Source organism: Streptomyces sp. NBC_01477, from assembly GCF_036227245.1.
In the GTDB taxonomy this organism is placed as follows: domain Bacteria; phylum Actinomycetota; class Actinomycetes; order Streptomycetales; family Streptomycetaceae; genus Actinacidiphila.
On record NZ_CP109445.1, the window covers coordinates 8,102,994 to 8,120,696 of the forward strand.

Below are 17,703 nucleotides of genomic sequence, written 5' to 3' on the forward strand. Positions count from 1 at the left end.
GATCGGTCTCCGGTGGGGGGCCCGGCCCGCCGGGGCACCGCCACCGCCTAGAATCCGGATCACCGCGGACAACGAGGAACGGCGAGGGCGAGCGTGCAGGTCGGGGCGGCCGAGTGAGACTGCTGCACACATCGGACTGGCACCTGGGCCGGTCCTTCCACCGGGTGAGCCTGCTCGACGCCCAACGGGCCTTCCTCGACCACCTCGTCGCCACCGTCCGCGCCGAGCACGTCGACGCGGTGCTCGTCGCGGGCGACGTCTACGACCGGGCGGTGCCGCCGCTGGCCGCGGTCGAGCTGTACGACATCGCGCTGCACGCGCTCGCCGACCTGGACGTGCCCACCGTGATGATCTCCGGCAACCACGACTCGGCGCGCCGGCTCGGCGTCGGCGCCGGCCTCATCGACCGGGCCGGCATCCATCTGCGCACCGACCCGGCGGCCTGCGACCGGCCCGTCGTGCTGCGCGACACCCACGGCGACGTCGCCGTCTACGGGCTGCCGTATCTCGAACCCGCCCTGGTGCGCGACCAGATCGGCGCCGAGAGGGCCGACCACACCGCCGTGCTCGGCGCCGCGGCCGACCGGGTCCGCGCCGACCTCGCGGCCCGCCCCGCCGGCACCCGCAGCGTCGTCCTGGCCCACGCCTTCGTCACCGGCGCGGCGCCCTGCGACAGCGAGCGCGACATCACCGCGGGCGGCGTCGCCTCGGTGCCCGCCGCGCTCTTCGACGGCATCGACTACACCGCGCTCGGCCACCTGCACGGCTGCCAGACCGTCACGGAGCGGATCCGCTACTCGGGTTCGCCGCTGGCCTACTCCTTCTCCGAGGAGCACCACCGCAAGAGCATGTGGCTGGTCGACCTCGGCCCGCGCGGCGAGATCGACGCGGAACGCGTCGACACCCCTGTGCCGCGCCGCCTCGCCCGGCTGCGCGGGCGCCTCGACGACCTGCTCGCCGACCCCGCGCACGAACCGCACGCCGACGCCTGGGTCGAGGCCACCCTCACCGACCCGGTACGCCCGTACGAACCGATGGCCGCGCTCGCCAAGCGCTTCCCGCACATCCTCAGCCTCGGCTTCGACCCCGAGGGCCGCGACGACGACCCCGCCGCCTCCTACGCCCGCCGGCTCGCCGGCCGCAGCGACCAGCAGATCGCCGAGGACTTCGTCGCCCATGTCCGCGGCAGCGCGCCCGACCCGCACGAACGCCTCGTGCTGCGCGAGACCTTCGACGCGGTACGCGCCGCCGCCGCGACGGCGGAGCGCGACTGATGCGGCTGCACCGGCTGCGGCTCACCGCTTTCGGCCCCTTCGCCGCGCGGCAGACCGTCGACTTCGACGAACTGTCCGCCGCCGGCCTCTTCCTGCTGCACGGCCCCACCGGCGGCGGCAAGACCTCCGTCCTCGACGCGGTCTGCTTCGCCCTCTACGGCCAGGTGCCCGGCGCCCGGCCCGCGACCCGGCTGCGCAGCGACCACGCCGCGCCGGGCACGCCGACCGAGGTGGTGCTCGAACTCACCCTCGCCGGACGGCGGCTGGAGATCACCCGGCGGCCCGAGCAGCCGCGCGCCAAGAAGCGCGGCAGCGGGGTGACCACGGAGAAGGCCGTCACGCTGCTGCGCGAGCACCGCGACGGGCAGTGGCACGCCATGTCCAAGTCCCACCAGGAGATCGGCGAGGAGATCAAGCAGCTGGTCGGCATGAGCTGCGAGCAGTTCTGCCAGGTCGTGCTGCTGCCGCAGGGCGAATTCGCGACCTTCCTGCGGGCGAGCGCCACCGAGCGGGCCGCGCTGCTCGGCCGGCTCTTCGACACCCGCCGCTTCAAGTCCGTCGAGCACCGGCTGCGGGACCGCAAGCAGGACGCCGCGCAGCGGCTCGTCGAGGGCGACCGCGAGATCGCCGGGCTCGCCGCCCGGATACGGCAGGCGGCCGGCGACACCGGCACGGACGGCGACCCCGCGCAGGCCGCGGACTTCCTCGGCCATGCCGCGGTCCTGCGCTGCGCCGCCCGCGAGCAGTACGACATCGCGCTCGCCGCCCTCGGCCACGCCGAGCTGTCCCACGCAGCCGCGGCGGAGGCCGCCGCGCAGGCCCGCGAGCTGTACGCGCTCCAGCAGCGCCACGAGCAGGCCAGGCGGCGCGCCGCCGCACTCGCCGAGCACCGCCCGGCCCGTACGGCCGCCCGCACCGCCCTGTCCCGCGCCCAGCGCGCCACGACGGTCGACCCCGCCCTCACCCACCGCGACAAGGCCGCCGCCCACCACGAGGAGACCCGCACCCTCGAACGCGAGGCCGCGACCGCACTGGCCGCGACCCCCGTCCCGGCCGCCCGCCGCGCCGCCCCGGCTGCGGATGCGGCTGAGCGCGGCTCCGGCGGCTGGCCGGTCCCGGCGGTGCATGGGGCCGGTTCGGCGGCCCGTCCGGGTGGCAGTGGACACGCGGCGGAGAAGTCGGCGGCCGACGCGCCGCCGGATGCGGCTGAGCGCTCCGGTGCCTGGCCGGTCCCGGCGGTGCCCGGGGGCGGTTCGGCGGCCCGTCCGGGCGCGCCGGGTGCCGTCCCGGCCCAGGCGGTCGGGGACGCGCGGGGGGCGGCGAGCCCGGGGGAAGCGGCCGGGGACGTCGTGCCCGGCTCGGGCGTCGGGACCGGCGCCGGAACCCGGCTGCGGGTCGAGGAGTTGGCTCGGCGGGCCGGGGAGCTGCGGGAAGTGGTCGGGGGGCTCGCCGCCGCCGGGGAGGCCGAGGCGCGGGCGCGGGAGGTCGCCGCGCGCAGGGCCGGACTGGAGCGCGAGGAACGGGCCGACGAGGAGGCCGTACGGGACGCGCTCGGCTGGCTGGCCGGGTGGCCGCAGGCGCGGGCAGGGCTGCAAGCGCGGCTCGACACCGCGCTGGAGGCCGCGGCACGCGCCGGGGACCTGGCGGCAGGACTGGCGGCAGCCGCCACCCGTCGTGACGCGGCCGTCGAACGGGACACCCTGGCAGGTGAGTTGGCTCGCGCCGAGCAGAAGGCGAGAAACGCGCGGGACCTCGCGGGGGACGCGCGTGAGGCGTGGCAGGACCTCAGGGAGGCCAGGATCTCCGGCATCGCTGCGGAGTTGGCCGGCGAGCTGGCCGACGGCGAGCCGTGCCGGGTCTGCGGGTCCGCCGACCACCCGGCGCCCGCCCGCCCCGCGGGCAACCGCGTCACCCGGGCCGACGAGGACGCCGCCTACGCCGGCTTCCAGGCCAGGTCCGCCGACCACGACCGGGCGCGCGACGCGGTCGCCGGGCTGCGCGCCGGGCTCGACGCGGCCACCGCCACCGCGGGCGGTGCCCCGCAGGCCGAACTCGCCGCCGCCCACGCCGTGCTGGCGGCGGAGTACCGCGACGCGGCACGCGCGGCGGCCACCGTGTCCGAGGCCAGGGCCGCGCTCGCCCGAGCCGAGGAGGAACGCGACCTGCGCACCGCGCAGCAGCAGGACGCGCTGCACCGCACCGCCGCCCGCGCCTCGCGCCGTGAGGAACTGGACGAGCAGTTCGAGCGGTTGAGCGAGGAGTCGGCCAGGGCGCGCGACGGGCATCCCAGCGTCGCCGCCCGCAGGCAGCACCTGACCGCCGCCATCGCCCTGCTGGACCGGGCGGCCCACGCCGTCCGGGAGCGCGCCGACAGTGAACAGCGCCTCGCGGAGGCCGAGTCGGCACTCGCCGCGGCCGCCATCCGCGCCGGGTTCCGCTCCGCCGACGAGGCCGCCGCGGCGCTGCTGCCGCCGTCCCGGCTGTGGGAGGCCGAACGCCAGGCCGAGGCATGGGCCAAGGAGGAGGCCGCGGCCGAGGCGGACCTGGCCGCACCGCAGACCGCCGCGGCAGCGGCCCTGCCCGCGGCGGACCCCGGCGCCGCACAGGCGGCACTCGACGCCGCCAACCTCCGGCTGCGCAAGGCGTCCGCCGACGAGGCCGCCGCCGCCACCCGCCGCGCCGAACTCGACCGGCTGGGCGCGGAGGCGACCGCCGCCGTCGCCGAACTCGCCCCGGCCCGCGCCGCGTACGACCGCATCGCCCGGCTGTCCGACCTGGCCTCCGCGACCTCGGCCGAGAACCAGTACCGCATGGAGCTGGAGACCTACGTGCTGGCCGCCCGGCTGGAAGAGGTCGCCGCGGCGGCCGGCGTACGGCTGCAGCGCATGTCGGCCGGCCGCTACACCCTCGTCCACACCGACGCCCGCGGCGGCGGCAGGACCAAGTCGGGCCTCGGCCTGATGGTGGTCGACGCCTGGACCGGCACCGAGCGCGACACCTCCACCCTGTCGGGCGGCGAGACCTTCTTCGCCTCCCTCTCTCTCGCCCTCGGCCTGGCCGACGTGGTCACCGACGAGGCGGGCGGCATGCGCCTGGACACCCTCTTCATCGACGAGGGCTTCGGCAGCCTGGACGAACAGACCCTGGACGAGGTCCTCGACGTGCTCGACGGCCTGCGCGAACGCGACCGCGCGGTCGGCATCGTCAGCCATGTGGCCGACCTGCGGGACCGTATCCCGGCCCAACTCCACGTCACTAAGGGCCGCGACGGCTCCACCGTACGGCTGCGCACCCGCTGACCCGCCGCGCAAACGTCACAGCACCAGCGGGCGGCGCTCCAGCGGCGAGGAGTAGACGACGCTCGTGGTGACCGCGCCGAGCCCGGAGATCCGGCCGGTGGTCTCCTCCAGGTGCCGCATCGAGCGCGCGGCCACCTTCATCACGAAGCAGTCGTCCCCGGTGACATGGTGCGCCTCCAGCACCTCGGGCGTGCTCGCCAGCAGGTCGTGGAAGGGCTTGTAGTTGCCGGTCGGATAGCGCAGCCTGACCAGCGCCAGGATCGGCAGGCCGATGCGGTCGTGGTCGATCACCGCGGAGTAGCCGGTGATCACCCCGGCCTCCTCCAGCCGCCGCACCCGCTCGGTGACGGCGCTCGGCGACATCGCGACGGTACGCGCCAGCTCGGCGTAGCTGGCCCGTCCGTCGTGCTGGAGGGCTTCCAGCAGCCGCCAGTCGGTGGCGTCCAGTGAATAAGCGGTCATGCCCGAGGGATACCAGGGGAAAGCCCGGCACATCAAGTCCGAGCCCGGGGAATCCCACTTCCGGCCGGGTGCCGCGGACCGTAGATTTCCCGCCATGACAACAGAGCAGCTGACCGACCCGCTGACCAGCACGAACGCGGTCCTCCGGGTGCCGCCCGCCGCCCCCGAGGCCGCCGCCGCCCATTTCGCGGCGAGCCTCGCCTTCCACACCGATGTCTCCGACGTGGCCGCCGCGCTCGGCGGCGCGGCCGACCCCGGCTTCCTCCTGGTGGACACCCGCAGCACCGAGTCCTGGGACCAGGGCCACATCCCCGGCGCGGTCCACCTGCCCACCGCCGACATCCCCCGGCTCGCCGAGGTCCTCCTGCACCGCTCGGTCCCCGTCGTCGTCCACTGCTGGGGCCCCGGCTGCAACGGCGCGACCCGCGCGGCACACGCGCTGGCCGGGCTCGGCTACCAGGTCAAGGAGATGCTCGGCGGGTTCGAATACTGGATCCGCGAGGGCTTCGGCTACGAGACGGCCGCGGGCCCGGCCCGCCGCGACCCCGACGCCCTGACGGCGCCGCTGTCCTCCGGCGCGTGCGGCTGCTGAGCCCCGGCCGCGCGTGCGGTTGCCGCGCGGCCCGTCAGGCCGGCAGGTGACGCAGCTCGTACGCCCACAGCTCGCCGCGGTCGGCGACACGGAGGAAGCCGACGCGGGCCAGCACCGCCTGGGACGCGCTGTTCGCCGGCTCGGTCGTGGCCAGGACGAGGTCGACCTCGGGCTGGCCCAGGGCCCACTGGCACAAGGCGCGCGCCGCGTCCGTCGCCCAGCCGGCGCCGCGGCCGGACGCGGACAGGTCGTAGCCGATCTCGACCGCCCCGCCGTCCGGCGGCCCGTGGAAGCCGGCGCCGCCCAGCGCCGTACCGTCGATGGTGCGCTGGATCGCGAAGACGCCCCAGCCGGGCCGGTACATCCCGGCCACGGCCGCGGCGACCGTCATCGAGGCCGCGCCGATCGTGCCCTCGCCCGGCACCCCGTCGATCCACGTCAGCCCGGCGGGTTCGCCGTCGGCCAGCTGCGCGGCGTCCTTCGGCAGCTGCTCGCGCAGTGTCAGCCGGCCCTGGGTCAGGACCAGCCGGCCGCCGTCGAGGGAAGCGTGCAGGGTCATCTGGCCGTACCGCCTTGTCGGAACTCACGGGACCTACGGGATGCGGCGCGCCCCGGGCGGGGCGCGGCGCGAACTACAGCGCGGAGATCTCCGCGACCAGGTCGTCCAGGCCCAGCGAGCCCTGCGACAGCGCCGCCATGTGCCACGCCTTCGCGTCGAAGGCGTCACCGTGGGCGGCGCGGGCGGCCTCCCGGCCGAGCAGCCAGGCGCGCTCGCCGAGCTTGTAGCCGATCGCCTGGGCCGGCATGCCCAGATAGCGGATGATCTCGCTGTCGATGAACTCCGGCTGCCGCCCGCTGTGCCGGCCGAAGAACTCCCTGGCCAGCTCGGGCGTCCAGGTCTCACCGGGGTGGAAGGGGGAGTCCGCCGGGACGGCGAACCCCGTGTGCAGGCCGATGTCGACGATGACCCGCACCGCCCGCATCATCTGCGCGTCCAGATAGCCGAGCCGCCGCTCCGGGTCGGTGAGGAAGCCCAGCTCGTCCATCAGCCGCTCGGCGTACAGCGCCCAGCCCTCGACATTGGCGCTGACCAGGCCGACGCTCGCCTGGTAGCGGGACAGGTCGCCCGCCACGTGCGCCCACTGGGCGAGTTGCAGGTGATGCCCGGGCACGCCCTCGTGATACCAGGTCGAGACCAGGTCGAAGACGGGGAAGCGGGTGCGGCCCATCGTCGGCAGCCAGGTGCGGCCGGGCCGGGTGAAGTCCTCGGAGGGCGCGGTGTAATACGGCGCCGCCGCGCCGCCGGGGGGCGCGATCCGCGCCTCGACCTTCTTGACCCGGTCGGCCAGGTCGAAGTGCGTGCCGTCGAGCGCGTCGATGGCCTCGTCCATGATGCCCTGCAGCCACTCCCGCACCTCCTCGACGCCCTCGATGGCCTGCCCGTGCCCGTCGAGGTGCGCCAGCACCTCCCAGGGGTCCTTGCCCGGCAGGATCTTCGCCGCCTCGCCGACCATCTCGGCGTGCAGCCGGTGGTACTCGGACCAGCCGTACGCGTACGCCTCGTCGAGGTCGAGGTCGGTGCCGTTCCACATCCGCGACCAGGTCGCGTACCGCTCGCGGCCCACCGTGTCGGGCGCGCCCTCGACCGCGGGGGCGTAGCTGTCGCGCAGCCAGTCGCGCAGCCCGGTGAAGGCGGTGGTGGCCTCGGCGGCGGCCGCGTCCAGCTCGTCGCGCAGCTCCTGCGGGCCGTCCGCGACCAGGCCCGCGAACCAGCTGCCGGAGCCGCCGTCGCCGGTCCACTCGCCGAACTGCTCCACCATCGTGGCGACCTGCCGCGGCCCGCCGGGCAGCTTGCGCGCCAGGCCCTCGGTGAGCGAGGCCCGGTAGCCGGCCAGCGCGGCCGGCAGGGCGCGCATCCGGGCGGCGATGTCGGCGTAGTTCTCCGGGGTGTCGGTCGGCATCAGCGCGAACGCCTCACGGACGTGGTGCGCGGGGGAGTTGAGGTTGCTCACCGACCGCAGGTGCTCGTCCGCCGCGTGCACCGCCAGCTCCGCGGTCAGCCGCTCGCGCAGCAGCCGCCCGCAGCGCCGCTCGACATCGCTGTCCGCCCCGGGCAGTGTCTCGGCCTCGGCCAGCCGGTCCAGGGTGTCGCGGGCCAGCGCGGCCAGCGCCTCGGCTCCGGCGGGGGAGAGGTCGGGCAGCCGCCGGGCCGCGCCGGGCACACCGAGGTACGTGCCGAGCAGCGGGTCGAGTTCGATCAGCGCGTCGACGTAGGCGTCGGCGACCTGGCGGGGGAGAGAGGAGCTGGTGAGATTGGACATGCCGCCATCCTCATACGAGACCGGGTGCCGCGTCACCATCATTGTGACGTTCGGGCCTGACACCGGCGTGTCGCACGGGCGGCCGGCCCGCCGCCGCCCTCATCCGGGCGGCAGCAGCGGACCGCAGTCCCACTGCTGGAAGATCAGCCGGGTCTCCACCCGCGCGACCTCGGGCCGCGCGGTGAACTCGTCCACCACCAGCCGCTGCAGGTCGGCGGTGCCGGTCACGGCGACCTGCGCCAGGAAGTCGTCGGGGCCGGTCAGATGGAACAGCGCGCGGGTCTCGGGCAGCCCGCGGATCCGCTCCACGAAGGGGTCGATGAGGTCCCTGCGGTGCGGTCGCACCTGCACCAGCAGCAGCGCCTCAAGGCCGCGGCCCAGCTTCGCCGGGTCCAGCCGCAGCTCCTGTCCCAGGATGACCCCGCTGCGCCGCAGCCTGGCCACCCGGTCAAGACACGTCGAGGGCGCCACGCCGACCGCCGCAGCCAGGTCCCGGTAGGTGGTCCGGGCATCGTTCTGCAGCAGCCGGAGTATGTGCAGGTCCACCGGATCGAGTGCGACGGAATCGGACACCGGCCGAACGTAGCACGGCATTTCATCCCCGCGGACCGGCGGCCGTTCAGTCTGGGCGGCATGGAGACCACACGGGAAGCGACCCCGGCGCGGGCGCTGGCCACCGAGGCGGTGCACGCCGGCCGCGACGATCTCGCGGCGCTCGGGCTGCACGCCGCGCCGCTCGACCTGTCCACCACCTATCCCTCGTACGACAGCCGCGGCGAGGCCGAGCGCATCGACGCCTTCGCCGCGACCGGCGCCCGCCCGCAGGGGCCGCCGGTCTACGCCCGGCTCGACAACCCGACCACCGCCCGCTTCGAGACGGCGCTCGCCCGCCTCGAAGGCACCCGGACGGCGGTCGCCTTCGCCAGCGGCATGGCCGCGCTCAGCGCCTGCCTGCTGGCCAGGTCGGCGGCCGGGCTGCGGCACGTCGTCGCGGTACGCCCGCTGTACGGCTCCAGCGACCACCTGCTGAGCAGCGGACTGCTCGGCACCGAGGTCACCTGGACCGACCCGGCGGGCATCGCGGCGGCGATCCGCCCGGACACCGGCCTGGTCCTGGTCGAGACCCCGGCCAATCCGACGCTCGCCGAGATCGACCTGCGGGCGGTCGCCCACGACTGCGGCTCGGTGCCGCTGCTGGCCGACAACACCTTCGCCACGCCGGTCCTCCAGCGGCCCGCCGAGTCCGGCGCCCGGATCGTGCTGCACAGCGCCACCAAATACCTCGGCGGCCACGGGGACGTGCTCGGCGGGGCCGTGGCCTGCGACGAGGAATTCGCCGGGGTGCTGCGGCAGGTGCGGTTCGCCACCGGCGCCGTCCTGCACCCGCTGGCCGGCTATCTGCTGCTGCGCGGTCTGGCCACGCTGCCGGTACGGGTACGCGCCGCGTCCGCGACCGCCGCGCTGCTCGCCGCCCGGCTGGCCGCCGACCCGCGGGTGAGCGCGGTGCACTACCCGCGGATCGGCGGCGCGATGGTGGCCTTCGAGGTACGCGGCGACCCGCACGCGGTGATCGCCGCCGTACGCCTGATCACCCCGGCGGTCAGCCTCGGCAGCGTCGACACCCTCATCCAGCACCCCGCCTCCATCAGCCACCGGGTGGTCACCGCGCGGGACCGGGCGAGCGGCGGCGTCGGCGAACGGCTGCTGCGGATGTCGGTCGGCCTGGAGGACGCGGAGGATCTGTGGCGCGACCTCGACGCGGCCCTGACCGCGTCGGCCGCCGCACCTGCCCCCGCTCCTGTTCGCAGCGCCCGCTGACCCCAGCCGCCGCCGCACCCGCATCCGCCGCACCGGCACCTGCCCGCGGACCCGCCCCGGCGCCTGCCGCCGCTCGCCGGCCCCTGCCGGCCGCCGCCTGACCTCCCGTCCGGGGCCGGGTCCGCGGGCGCGGCTCCGGGGGGCCGGGAGACGGCCCGCGGCGCACGCGGACGCGGGCAGCGCCCAAACCGGGCACCGCTGCGGGCCGTCTGGGCGCCGGTTTCGCCCACTCCCCGGCATGGCACCGCGTGACCTGCGGCGACGCATTCCCGCTTCGGGCACAACCGGGCCTTTGTTCATCCGTTATGGGCCAGTGGCGGGCGTGAGCGCGTTGGTATAACTCTTCCACGGGCAAAACCGGGCACGCCGTGCCCGGATCGGCGAAGAGACGAGGTGGGATCGATGCGGGCCGAGGAGCGCCAGCACCGCATACTCACCCTCGCGCGCCACCAGGGCCAGGTCGAGGTCACCGTGGTCGCCTCCGACCTGAAGGTCGCGCCGGAAACCATCCGCCGCGACCTCGGCGTCCTGGAGCGCCGAGGCCTGGTCCGCCGCACCTACGGCGGGGCCTACCCCGTCGAAGGCGCGGGCTTCGAGACGAACATGGCGCAACGGCTCACCCTGCACGTCGCCGACAAGCGCCGTATCGCCGCCGAGGCGGTCAAGCTGGTCGGCGAGGCGGAGACCGTGTTCGTGGACGAGGGCTACACCCCCCAGCTCCTCGCCATGCTGCTGCCGACCGACCGGCCGCTGACCGTGGTCACCGCGTCGCTGTCGACCGCGGCGGCGGTCGCGGACTCCGCCGACACCACTGTTCTGCTGCTCGGCGGCCGGGTCCGGGCCCGGACACTGGCCACGGTCGGCTCCTGGGCCACCGCGATGCTCGCGGGCTTCGTCATCGACCTGGCCTTCGTCGGGTCCAACGGCATCTCCCGCGAACTCGGCCTGACCACCCCCGACCCGGTCGTCGCCGACGTCAAGGCCAAGGCGCTGGAAGTCTCCCGGCGGCGGGTGTTCATGGGCCATCACAGCAAGTTCGGCGCCAGCAGTTTCTGCCGCTTCGCCGAGGTCGCCGACTTCGAGGCGATCGTCACCGACACCGGTCTGTCCAGCGCCGAGGCGCACCGCTACGCACTGCTGGGACCACGCGTCTTCAGGGTCTGACGCGGGGCCACCGCTTCCCTCTTCCCCCTCCACGCACGCCGCTCCGGGCTCCCCCCTGCCCGCGGACGGCCGACCCTCCACCTCCCCGACCGCCACCCTCCCCCCTGGTCATGAAAGGCACATCATGACGCCCACGTCGCGATCCTCCAGAACCCTGCCCCGCGTGCTGCCGCCCCTGGCGCTCGCCGTGTGCGGCGCCCTGCTCGCCGCCTGCTCAGGAGCGGGCGGCTCCGGCGGCGGCTCCGGCTCCCACTCCATCAACGTGCTGATGGTCAACAACCCGCAGATGATGGACCTCCAGAAGCTCACCGCGGCGAACTTCACCAAGACCACCGGCATCAAGGTGAACTTCACCGTGCTGCCCGAGGACGACGTCCGCGACAAGATCACCCAGGACTTCTCCAGCCAGGCCGGGCAGTACGACGTGGCCACCATCAGCAACTACGAGACGCCGATCTACGCCGAGAACAACTGGCTCGCCCCGCTCACCGCCAAGGCCAAGGCCGACACCGCCTTCGAGCAGAGCGACATCCTGCCCGCCCTCCAGCAGTCGCTGACCTACAACGGGCAGATCTACGCGGAGCCCTTCTACGGCGAGTCCTCCTTCCTGATGTACCGCAAGGACGTCTTCCAGGCGAAGAACCTGGCGATGCCCGCCAACCCGACCTGGCAGCAGGTCGCCGACCTCGCGGCCAAGACCGACGGCGCCCAGTCCGGCATGAAGGGCATCTGCCTGCGCGGCCAGCCCGGCTGGGGCGAGCTGATCGCCCCGCTCACCACCATGGTGAACACCATGGGCGGCACCTGGTTCGACAAGGACTGGGCCGCGCAGGTCGACAGCCCCGCCTTCACCAAGGCCACCAGGTTCTACGTCGACCTGGTGCGCGCGCACGGCGAGCCCGGCGCCCCGCAGGCCGGCTTCACCGAGTGCCTCAACGACATGGAGCAGGGCAAGGTCGCCATGTGGTACGACGCCACGTCGGCGGCCGGCTCCCTGGAGGCCAAGGACTCCCCGGTCGCGGGCAAGGTCGGCTACGTGCCGGCGCCCGTGGAGCAGACCAAGAGCTCGGGCTGGCTGTACACCTGGGCCTGGGGCGTGCAGAAGGCGAGCAAGCAGCAGGACGACGCGTGGAAGTTCATCTCGTGGGCGTCGGGCAAGGGCTACGAGAACCTGGTCGGCAAGCAGCTCGGCTGGTCCAAGGTCCCGGCGGGCAAGCGCACCTCCACCTACGCCAACCCCGCCTACGTCGCGGAGTCCTCGGCCTTCGCCAAGCCCACCCTGACCGCGCTGGACGCCGCCGACCCGGCCAACCCAGGCGTGCAGCCGCGGCCGGCGCCGGGCATCCAATTCGTCGGCATACCGGAGTTCACCAACCTCGGCACCCAGGTCTCGCAGGAGATCAGCTCCGCCATCGCCGGCCGGACCAGCGTCGACAGCGCTCTGAAGTCGAGCCAGTCCCTGGCGTCCAAGGTCGCGTCCAAGTACGCCAAGTGACCCTGCCCACCGACCATTCGACGGCCTCCCGGTCCACCGGGCCGGGGGCCGGGCGCGAAGCGGAGTCGCCATGACCACCCCCTCGATCACCCGCCGGATCCGGGCACCGCAGGCCGGGCGCCGGACTGCCTCCCCGACGGCCCCGCTGCCGCCCCGCGGTGCCTGGGCCCGGCGGGCCCCCCTGCTCCCCGCCCTGCTGTTCATGATCGTCGTCACCCAGCTCCCTTTCGTCGGGACCCTGGTGATCTCCTTCATGCGGTGGAACGCCCTCGACCCCGGGGACCGCGGTCTCGCCGGATTCCAGAACTACAAGACCGCGTTCACCGATCCCGACCTGCGCTCCTCGATGACCACCACGGTCGTGCTGACCGTGGCCGTGGTCATGGTCAGCCTGGTGCTGGGGCTCGGTCTTGCGCTGCTGATGGACCGGAAGTTCCTCGGCCGCGGAGTCGTGCGCACCATGCTGATCACCCCGTTCCTGGTGGTGCCAGTGGCGTCCGCGCTGCTGTGGAAGCACGCCCTCTACAACACCTCGTACGGGCTCATCAACGGCTCCCTGACCTGGCTGTGGAGCCTGTTCGGCAGCCATGACGCACCGCAGCCCGACTGGCTGTCGGTGGCGCCGCTGCTGTCGGTGGAGGCGTCCTTGGTGTGGCAGTGGACGCCGTTCATGATGCTGATCCTGCTCGCAGGACTGCAGAGCCGGCCCGCCGACATCACCGAGGCGGCCCGGGTCGACGGCGCGGGCGCCTGGCAGATCTTCCGCTACCTCACCTTCCCGCACCTGCGCCGCTACCTGGAACTGGCCGCGCTGCTCGGCACGGTCTACGTGGTGCAGAACTTCGACGCCGTCTTCACCCTCACCTCCGGCGGGCTCGGCACCGCGAACCTGCCCTACACCGTCTACACGACCTTCTACCAGGCGCACGACTACGGACAGGCGTCCGCGCAGGGCGTGATCGTGGTGGCGCTGTCCATCATCGTGGCGACCTTCGCGCTGCGGACCGTCTCGTCACTCTTCCGAGAGGAGACACGGTGACGGCCGCCGCCGCTCCGACGCTTCGTACCGCCAGGACCGCCAGGACAGCCGGGGGCACCCGCGCCCGGCGCGGCAGCGCGCTGCTGGGACTGCTCGCCTGGCTGTGCGGGGTGGCCTTCTTCCTGCCGTTCGCCTGGATGCTGCTGACCTCGCTGCACAGCGAGCAGGACGCGGCGGCCAACCCGCCGCACCTGGGCGCCGCGCTCACCCTGCACGGATACCGCGAGTTCTTCGGCTCGGGCACCGGGGTGAGCCCGTGGCCGCCGCTGGTCAACTCCCTGACCGCCAGCCTCGCCGCGACCCTGCTGGTCCTGGTGCTGGCGACCCCGGCGGCCTACGCGCTGTCGATCAAGCCGGTGCGCAAGTGGACCGACGTGATGTTCTTCTTCCTGTCCACCAAGATGCTGCCCGCGGTCGCCGGACTGCTGCCGGTGTACCTGATCGCCAAGAACGCCGGGCTGCTGGACAACATCTGGCTGCTGGTCATCCTCTACACCTCGATGAACCTGCCGATCGCGGTGTGGATGATGCGCTCCTTCCTCGCCGACGTGCCGGTGGCGATCATCGAGGCCGCGTCGATCGACGGCGCGGGACTGCCCACCGTCCTGGTGCGGATCGTCGCGCCCGTCGTGATGCCCGGAATCGCCGCGACGGCGCTGATTTCGTTCATCTTCAGCTGGAACGAGCTGCTGTTCGCCCGGGTCCTCACCGGTGTGGTGGCGGGCACCGCGCCGGTCTTCCTCACCGGCTTCGTCACCAGCCAGGGCCTGTTCCTGGCCAAGGTCTGCGCCGCCGCCGTCTGCATCTCCCTGCCGGTGCTCGCCGCCGGGTTCGCCGCCCAGGACAAGCTCGTCCAGGGCCTCTCCCTTGGAGCCGTCAAGTGAAGGCAGCCGTCATCAGCTCTCCCGGTGTCGTCGGCATCGAGACGGTCGACGACCCCGCCCCCGCAGCCGGCGCGGTGGTGGTGCAGATCGCGGCATGCGGACTGTGCGGCACCGACCTGCACATCCTGCAGGGCGAGTTCGCGCCGACCCTGCCCATCGTGCCGGGGCACGAGTTCGCCGGCACGATCGTCGCAGTGGGCGCGCGTGTCGAGGGGCTCGCGGTCGGCGACCGGGTCGCCGTGGACCCCTCGATCTACTGCAACGAGTGCCACTACTGCCGTATCGGCCGCAACAACCTGTGCGAGCGCTGGGCCGCGATCGGCGTCACCGTGCCCGGCGGCGCGGCCGAATACGCCGCCGCGCCCGCCGCGAACTGCGTCAAGCTCCCCGACCACGTCCGCACCGAGGACGCGGCCCTCATCGAACCGCTGTCCTGCGCGGTACGCGGCTACGACATCCTGCGCGCGAACCTCGCCAGCCACATCCTGATCTACGGCTCCGGAACGATGGGCCTGATGATGCTGGAACTGGCCAAGCGCACCGGCGCGGCAAGCGTCGACATGGTGGACATCAACGAGGAGCGGCTCACCACCGCCCGCGCTCTGGGCTGTTCCTCTGCCGCCACCAATGCCGAGGAGATCAGCCGGCCGCGCGGCTGGGACGTCGTCATCGACGCCACCGGCAATGTCGCGGCCATCCAGGACGCGCTCGGCCGGGTCGGCAAGGGCGGCACCTTCCTCCAGTTCGGGGTCGCCGACTACGCCGCGCGCGCGACCATCGAGCCGTACAAGATCTACAACCAGGAGATCACCATCACCGGCTCGATGGCGGTCCTGCACAGCTACGAGCGGGCCGCCGAGCTGTTCGCGGCGGGCGTGCTCGACCCCGAGGTCTTCATCAGCGACCGGCTCCCGCTGACGGACTACGAGGCGGCGCTCCAGCGCTTCCAGGCGGGCCAGGGCCGCAAGATCCAGGTCCTTCCGTGAGCGACGGCCCGGGGGCCGCGCCGCCGGCGGTCGTCATCGGCGAGGCGCTGACCGATGTGCTGGTGGACTCCGGCGGGCGGCGGCGCGGCCTTCCCGGCGGATCACCGGCCAACGTCGCCCTGGGCCTGGGCCGGCTGGGCCACCCGGTGCGGTTCGCGACCCGGATCGGCCGCGACACCAACGGCGACCAGCTGCGCAGGCGGCTGCGCGACGGCGGGGTGCTGCTGGCGCCGGGCTCGGTCACCGAGCGGCCCACCTCCACAGCGACGGCGCTGCTGGACGGATCGGGCTCGGCCGACTACGACTTCGACATCGCCTGGGCGCCGTCCCGGCAGGCCGTCGAGACGGTACGCACCGGGCCGCCGGCCCATCTGCACACCGGGTCGATCGCCACGGCGCTGCCGCCGGGCGCCGACGCGGTCTTCGACGCCGTGGGCCGGGCGCAGGAGTCGGCGACGACCTCGTACGACCCCAACCTGCGGCCGGCGCTGCTGGGCCCGCCCGGCAGGGAAAGGGCGCGGGTCGAGCAGCTGGTCGAGGTCAGCGATGTCGTCAAGGCCAGCGCGGAGGACCTGGACTGGCTGTACCCCGGCCAGGGCGCGGAGCGGGCGGCGCAGCGATGGGCGACCGCCGGGCCCGCGATGGTCGTGCTGACCCTCGGCGACCGCGGCGCCCGCGCCTGGTGGCGGCACGGCTCCTACCGGGTGCCGCCCGTACCGGTCCGGGTGGCGGACACCGTCGGTGCGGGGGACGCCTTCATGTCGTGCCTGGTCAGCTCCCTGCTGCGGGCGGGGCTGCTGGGCGGCTCCCCGGCCTGCCGCGAGGCGCTGGCGGCGGCCACCGACGCGGCCCTCCTGCCGCCGCCGATCGTCGCCGCCCTCTCCCTGGCCTCCCGCGCGGCGGCGCTCACCTGCGGCCGCGAGGGCGCCGACCCGCCGACCCGCAAGGAACTGACCAGCCTGTTCTGACCCGGCCACGCCCTAGCCGCGGCGGCCGGCCACCCACGGGAGGGTCGCCACCGACGGCGCGGGCGGCAGGGTCGCGGTGATCACCAGGGTGCCGTCCTCGACCTGGTAGTCCAGCGGGAGCCCCAGCTCCCGCATCACCGCCACCATGCCGGTGTTGGTCGCGCGGGTGACCGCGTAGACGCTCTCGCGCCCGGCCTCGGCCGCCAGCTCGACCAGCTTGCGCAGCAGCACCGCGCCGATGCCGCGGCGCTGCCACTCGTCCTCGACCAGTATCGCGACCTCGTTCTCGTCCCCGTCCCACAGCAGGTGGCCCAGCGCCACCAGCCGGCCCGACGCGGTCTCGACGGCCAGCGACCGGCCGAACCGCGGGCTGAGCAGATGGCCGAGGTAGCCGTCGGCGTCCTCGACAGGCCCGTGGTAGCGCAGCGCCAGCGTCCCGGCGGTGCAGCGCTCGTGCATCGCCAGCGCCGCCTCCTGGTCCTCGGGGCCGACCCGCCGCACCGTCAGCTCGTTGCCCTCGGGGAGGGTCACCACGTGCCGGCTGCCGGGCATCCGCACCCCGAGCCTGGCGTCCAGCTCCACCAGCGCGCGGGCCCTGGCGAATTCGGTCGGGGTGAAGGGCAGATGGTCGCGCTGCACGGTGATCGTGCCGCCCGACGGGTCCCGCAGCCGCATCACCGTGTCCAGCAGCGCGTCCTGCGGCACTTCGCCGCCCCGATCGGCCGCGGTCGGCGCCGGGGTGGACCTGATCGTGCAGCGGCCGAACAACTGCCGCAGCGCCAGCGGCAGTTCGGCCGCGTCCAGCGCGGTGCGGGTGGCGAGGGTGAGCATCCGGGTCGGGGTGTCGACCAGGTCGTGCGCGTCGGCCCGCTCCAGCCAGGTGTCGGTGCCGCCCGCGTCCGCGACGGTCAGCACCAGGGACGCGGCGGTCAGCGCCGCGGGCGCCCGCAGCAGGAATTCGTCGACCGTGCCCTCGGCGAGCGGGTGGGTCTGCAGCGTGACGATGTCCACCTGGCTGCCGGCCAGCGCGGTGCACACCGCTCCGAGGCTGCCCGGGGTGTCCCGCACGGTGGTGCGCAGCCGCCACAGCGCCGGTTCGGCGGCCGTTCGCGGCTCGGCGGCCCGGTCGTCTGCCGCAGGAGCGGCGGCGGCCCGGCCGCGGCGGCGGGTCCACCACAGGTGCGCGACGGCCGCCGCGAGCAGTGCCGCCGCCGACGTCATCAGCAGCGTTCCGCCGTCCGGGCCGTGGTTGACCAGGTCGGCGATGAGGTCGGCGGTGGCCATCGCGGCGAAGAGCGCGGCCACTTCGGTGAGGTCGCGGCCCCAGTGTCGGTGCCGGGTTGCGGCCCGAGCTGGAGGCACAGGAGTCGTGTGAGGCATACGCCTACAATGGCGAAGCCG

Annotated in this window: 15 protein-coding genes; 10 read left to right on the forward strand and 5 right to left on the reverse strand. The window is 74.2% G+C overall.

Translation table 11 applies throughout. The annotated features are described in order from the left end of the window. Positions 1–113: 113 nt before the first annotated feature. Entirely contained in the window at positions 114–1,274 is a 1,161-nt protein-coding gene (locus OHA86_RS34580; RefSeq protein WP_329181737.1) for an exonuclease SbcCD subunit D, read from the forward strand. Next, entirely contained in the window at positions 1,274–4,573 is a 3,300-nt protein-coding gene (locus tag OHA86_RS34585; protein WP_329181739.1) for an AAA family ATPase, read from the forward strand. Before OHA86_RS34580 ends, OHA86_RS34585 begins: the two co-directional genes overlap by 1 nt. A gap of 15 nt (positions 4,574–4,588) precedes the next feature. Here the strand turns inward: OHA86_RS34585 and OHA86_RS34590 are convergent, their stop codons facing one another. Next, positions 4,589–5,035 carry an Lrp/AsnC family transcriptional regulator gene (locus OHA86_RS34590; protein ID WP_329181741.1) on the reverse strand — a complete coding sequence of 149 codons (447 nt, stop codon included), beginning with the start codon at positions 5,033–5,035 and terminating at the stop codon, positions 4,589–4,591. Positions 5,036–5,129: 94 nt separating this feature from the next. On the opposite strand from OHA86_RS34590, the gene OHA86_RS34595 reads away from it, so the two are divergent. Next, positions 5,130–5,627: a rhodanese-like domain-containing protein gene (locus OHA86_RS34595; protein WP_329181742.1), complete on the forward strand. Its 498-nt coding sequence runs from the start codon at positions 5,130–5,132 to the stop codon at positions 5,625–5,627. Positions 5,628–5,661: 34 nt separating this feature from the next. On the opposite strand, the gene OHA86_RS34600 is transcribed toward OHA86_RS34595, so the two are convergent. The 3 genes from OHA86_RS34600 to OHA86_RS34610 all read right to left on the reverse strand — a co-directional run bounded on the left by OHA86_RS34600 (position 5,662) and on the right by OHA86_RS34610 (position 8,521). Then, positions 5,662–6,186, reverse strand: coding sequence for a GNAT family N-acetyltransferase (locus OHA86_RS34600; protein WP_329181743.1), 525 nt, complete (start codon positions 6,184–6,186; stop codon positions 5,662–5,664). A 73-nt stretch (positions 6,187–6,259) separates the two neighbouring features. Further along, positions 6,260–7,948: a DUF885 domain-containing protein gene (locus OHA86_RS34605; protein ID WP_329181744.1), complete on the reverse strand. Its 1,689-nt coding sequence runs from the start codon at positions 7,946–7,948 to the stop codon at positions 6,260–6,262. 99 nt (positions 7,949–8,047) lie between these two features. Further along, positions 8,048–8,521, reverse strand: a complete 474-nt coding sequence (locus tag OHA86_RS34610; RefSeq protein WP_329181746.1) for an Lrp/AsnC family transcriptional regulator — start codon at positions 8,519–8,521, stop codon at positions 8,048–8,050. Between the two features lie 60 nt (positions 8,522–8,581). On the opposite strand from OHA86_RS34610, the gene OHA86_RS34615 reads away from it, so the two are divergent. The 7 genes from OHA86_RS34615 to OHA86_RS34645 all read left to right on the forward strand — a co-directional run bounded on the left by OHA86_RS34615 (position 8,582) and on the right by OHA86_RS34645 (position 16,302). Then, positions 8,582–9,766 (forward strand): trans-sulfuration enzyme family protein, encoded by a 1,185-nt coding sequence (locus OHA86_RS34615; protein WP_329181748.1) that lies wholly within the window; start codon positions 8,582–8,584, stop codon positions 9,764–9,766. Between the two features lie 402 nt (positions 9,767–10,168). After that, entirely contained in the window at positions 10,169–10,930 is a 762-nt protein-coding gene (locus tag OHA86_RS34620) for a DeoR/GlpR family DNA-binding transcription regulator (protein ID WP_329181750.1), read from the forward strand. Positions 10,931–11,054: 124 nt separating this feature from the next. Further along, positions 11,055–12,425, forward strand: a complete 1,371-nt coding sequence (locus tag OHA86_RS34625) for an ABC transporter substrate-binding protein (RefSeq protein ID WP_329181752.1) — start codon at positions 11,055–11,057, stop codon at positions 12,423–12,425. A gap of 70 nt (positions 12,426–12,495) precedes the next feature. After that, positions 12,496–13,464, forward strand: a complete 969-nt coding sequence (locus tag OHA86_RS34630; RefSeq protein WP_329181753.1) for a carbohydrate ABC transporter permease — start codon at positions 12,496–12,498, stop codon at positions 13,462–13,464. Continuing rightward, on the forward strand, positions 13,461–14,348 hold the full coding sequence (locus tag OHA86_RS34635) for a carbohydrate ABC transporter permease (RefSeq protein ID WP_443071940.1): 888 nt from the start codon (positions 13,461–13,463) through the stop codon (positions 14,346–14,348). The genes OHA86_RS34630 and OHA86_RS34635 overlap by 4 nt, the downstream gene beginning before the upstream one ends. Then, the gene (locus OHA86_RS34640) at positions 14,345–15,334 is read left to right on the forward strand and encodes a zinc-dependent alcohol dehydrogenase family protein (RefSeq protein WP_329181755.1); all 990 of its coding nucleotides are present in this window, start codon (positions 14,345–14,347) and stop codon (positions 15,332–15,334) included. Before OHA86_RS34635 ends, OHA86_RS34640 begins: the two co-directional genes overlap by 4 nt. After that, positions 15,331–16,302, forward strand: a complete 972-nt coding sequence (locus OHA86_RS34645; protein WP_329181757.1) for a carbohydrate kinase family protein — start codon at positions 15,331–15,333, stop codon at positions 16,300–16,302. The genes OHA86_RS34640 and OHA86_RS34645 overlap by 4 nt, the downstream gene beginning before the upstream one ends. 12 nt (positions 16,303–16,314) lie before the next feature. Here the strand turns inward: OHA86_RS34645 and OHA86_RS34650 are convergent, their stop codons facing one another. Next, entirely contained in the window at positions 16,315–17,682 is a 1,368-nt protein-coding gene (locus OHA86_RS34650) for a GNAT family N-acetyltransferase (RefSeq protein WP_329181759.1), read from the reverse strand. Between the last annotated feature and the right edge of the window lie 21 nt (positions 17,683–17,703).

Coding starts and splice junctions, on each gene's coding strand:
- OHA86_RS34585 (WP_329181739.1), top strand. CDS start 1,274: ATGCGGCTGCACCGGCTGCGGCTCACCGCTTTCGGCCCCTTCGCCGCG.
- OHA86_RS34590 (WP_329181741.1), bottom strand. CDS start 5,035: ATGACCGCTTATTCACTGGACGCCACCGACTGGCGGCTGCTGGAAGCC.
- OHA86_RS34595 (WP_329181742.1), top strand. CDS start 5,130: ATGACAACAGAGCAGCTGACCGACCCGCTGACCAGCACGAACGCGGTC.
- OHA86_RS34600 (WP_329181743.1), bottom strand. CDS start 6,186: ATGACCCTGCACGCTTCCCTCGACGGCGGCCGGCTGGTCCTGACCCAG.
- OHA86_RS34605 (WP_329181744.1), bottom strand. CDS start 7,948: ATGTCCAATCTCACCAGCTCCTCTCTCCCCCGCCAGGTCGCCGACGCC.
- OHA86_RS34615 (WP_329181748.1), top strand. CDS start 8,582: ATGGAGACCACACGGGAAGCGACCCCGGCGCGGGCGCTGGCCACCGAG.
- OHA86_RS34620 (WP_329181750.1), top strand. CDS start 10,169: ATGCGGGCCGAGGAGCGCCAGCACCGCATACTCACCCTCGCGCGCCAC.
- OHA86_RS34625 (WP_329181752.1), top strand. CDS start 11,055: ATGACGCCCACGTCGCGATCCTCCAGAACCCTGCCCCGCGTGCTGCCG.
- OHA86_RS34630 (WP_329181753.1), top strand. CDS start 12,496: ATGACCACCCCCTCGATCACCCGCCGGATCCGGGCACCGCAGGCCGGG.
- OHA86_RS34650 (WP_329181759.1), bottom strand. CDS start 17,682: ATGCCTCACACGACTCCTGTGCCTCCAGCTCGGGCCGCAACCCGGCAC.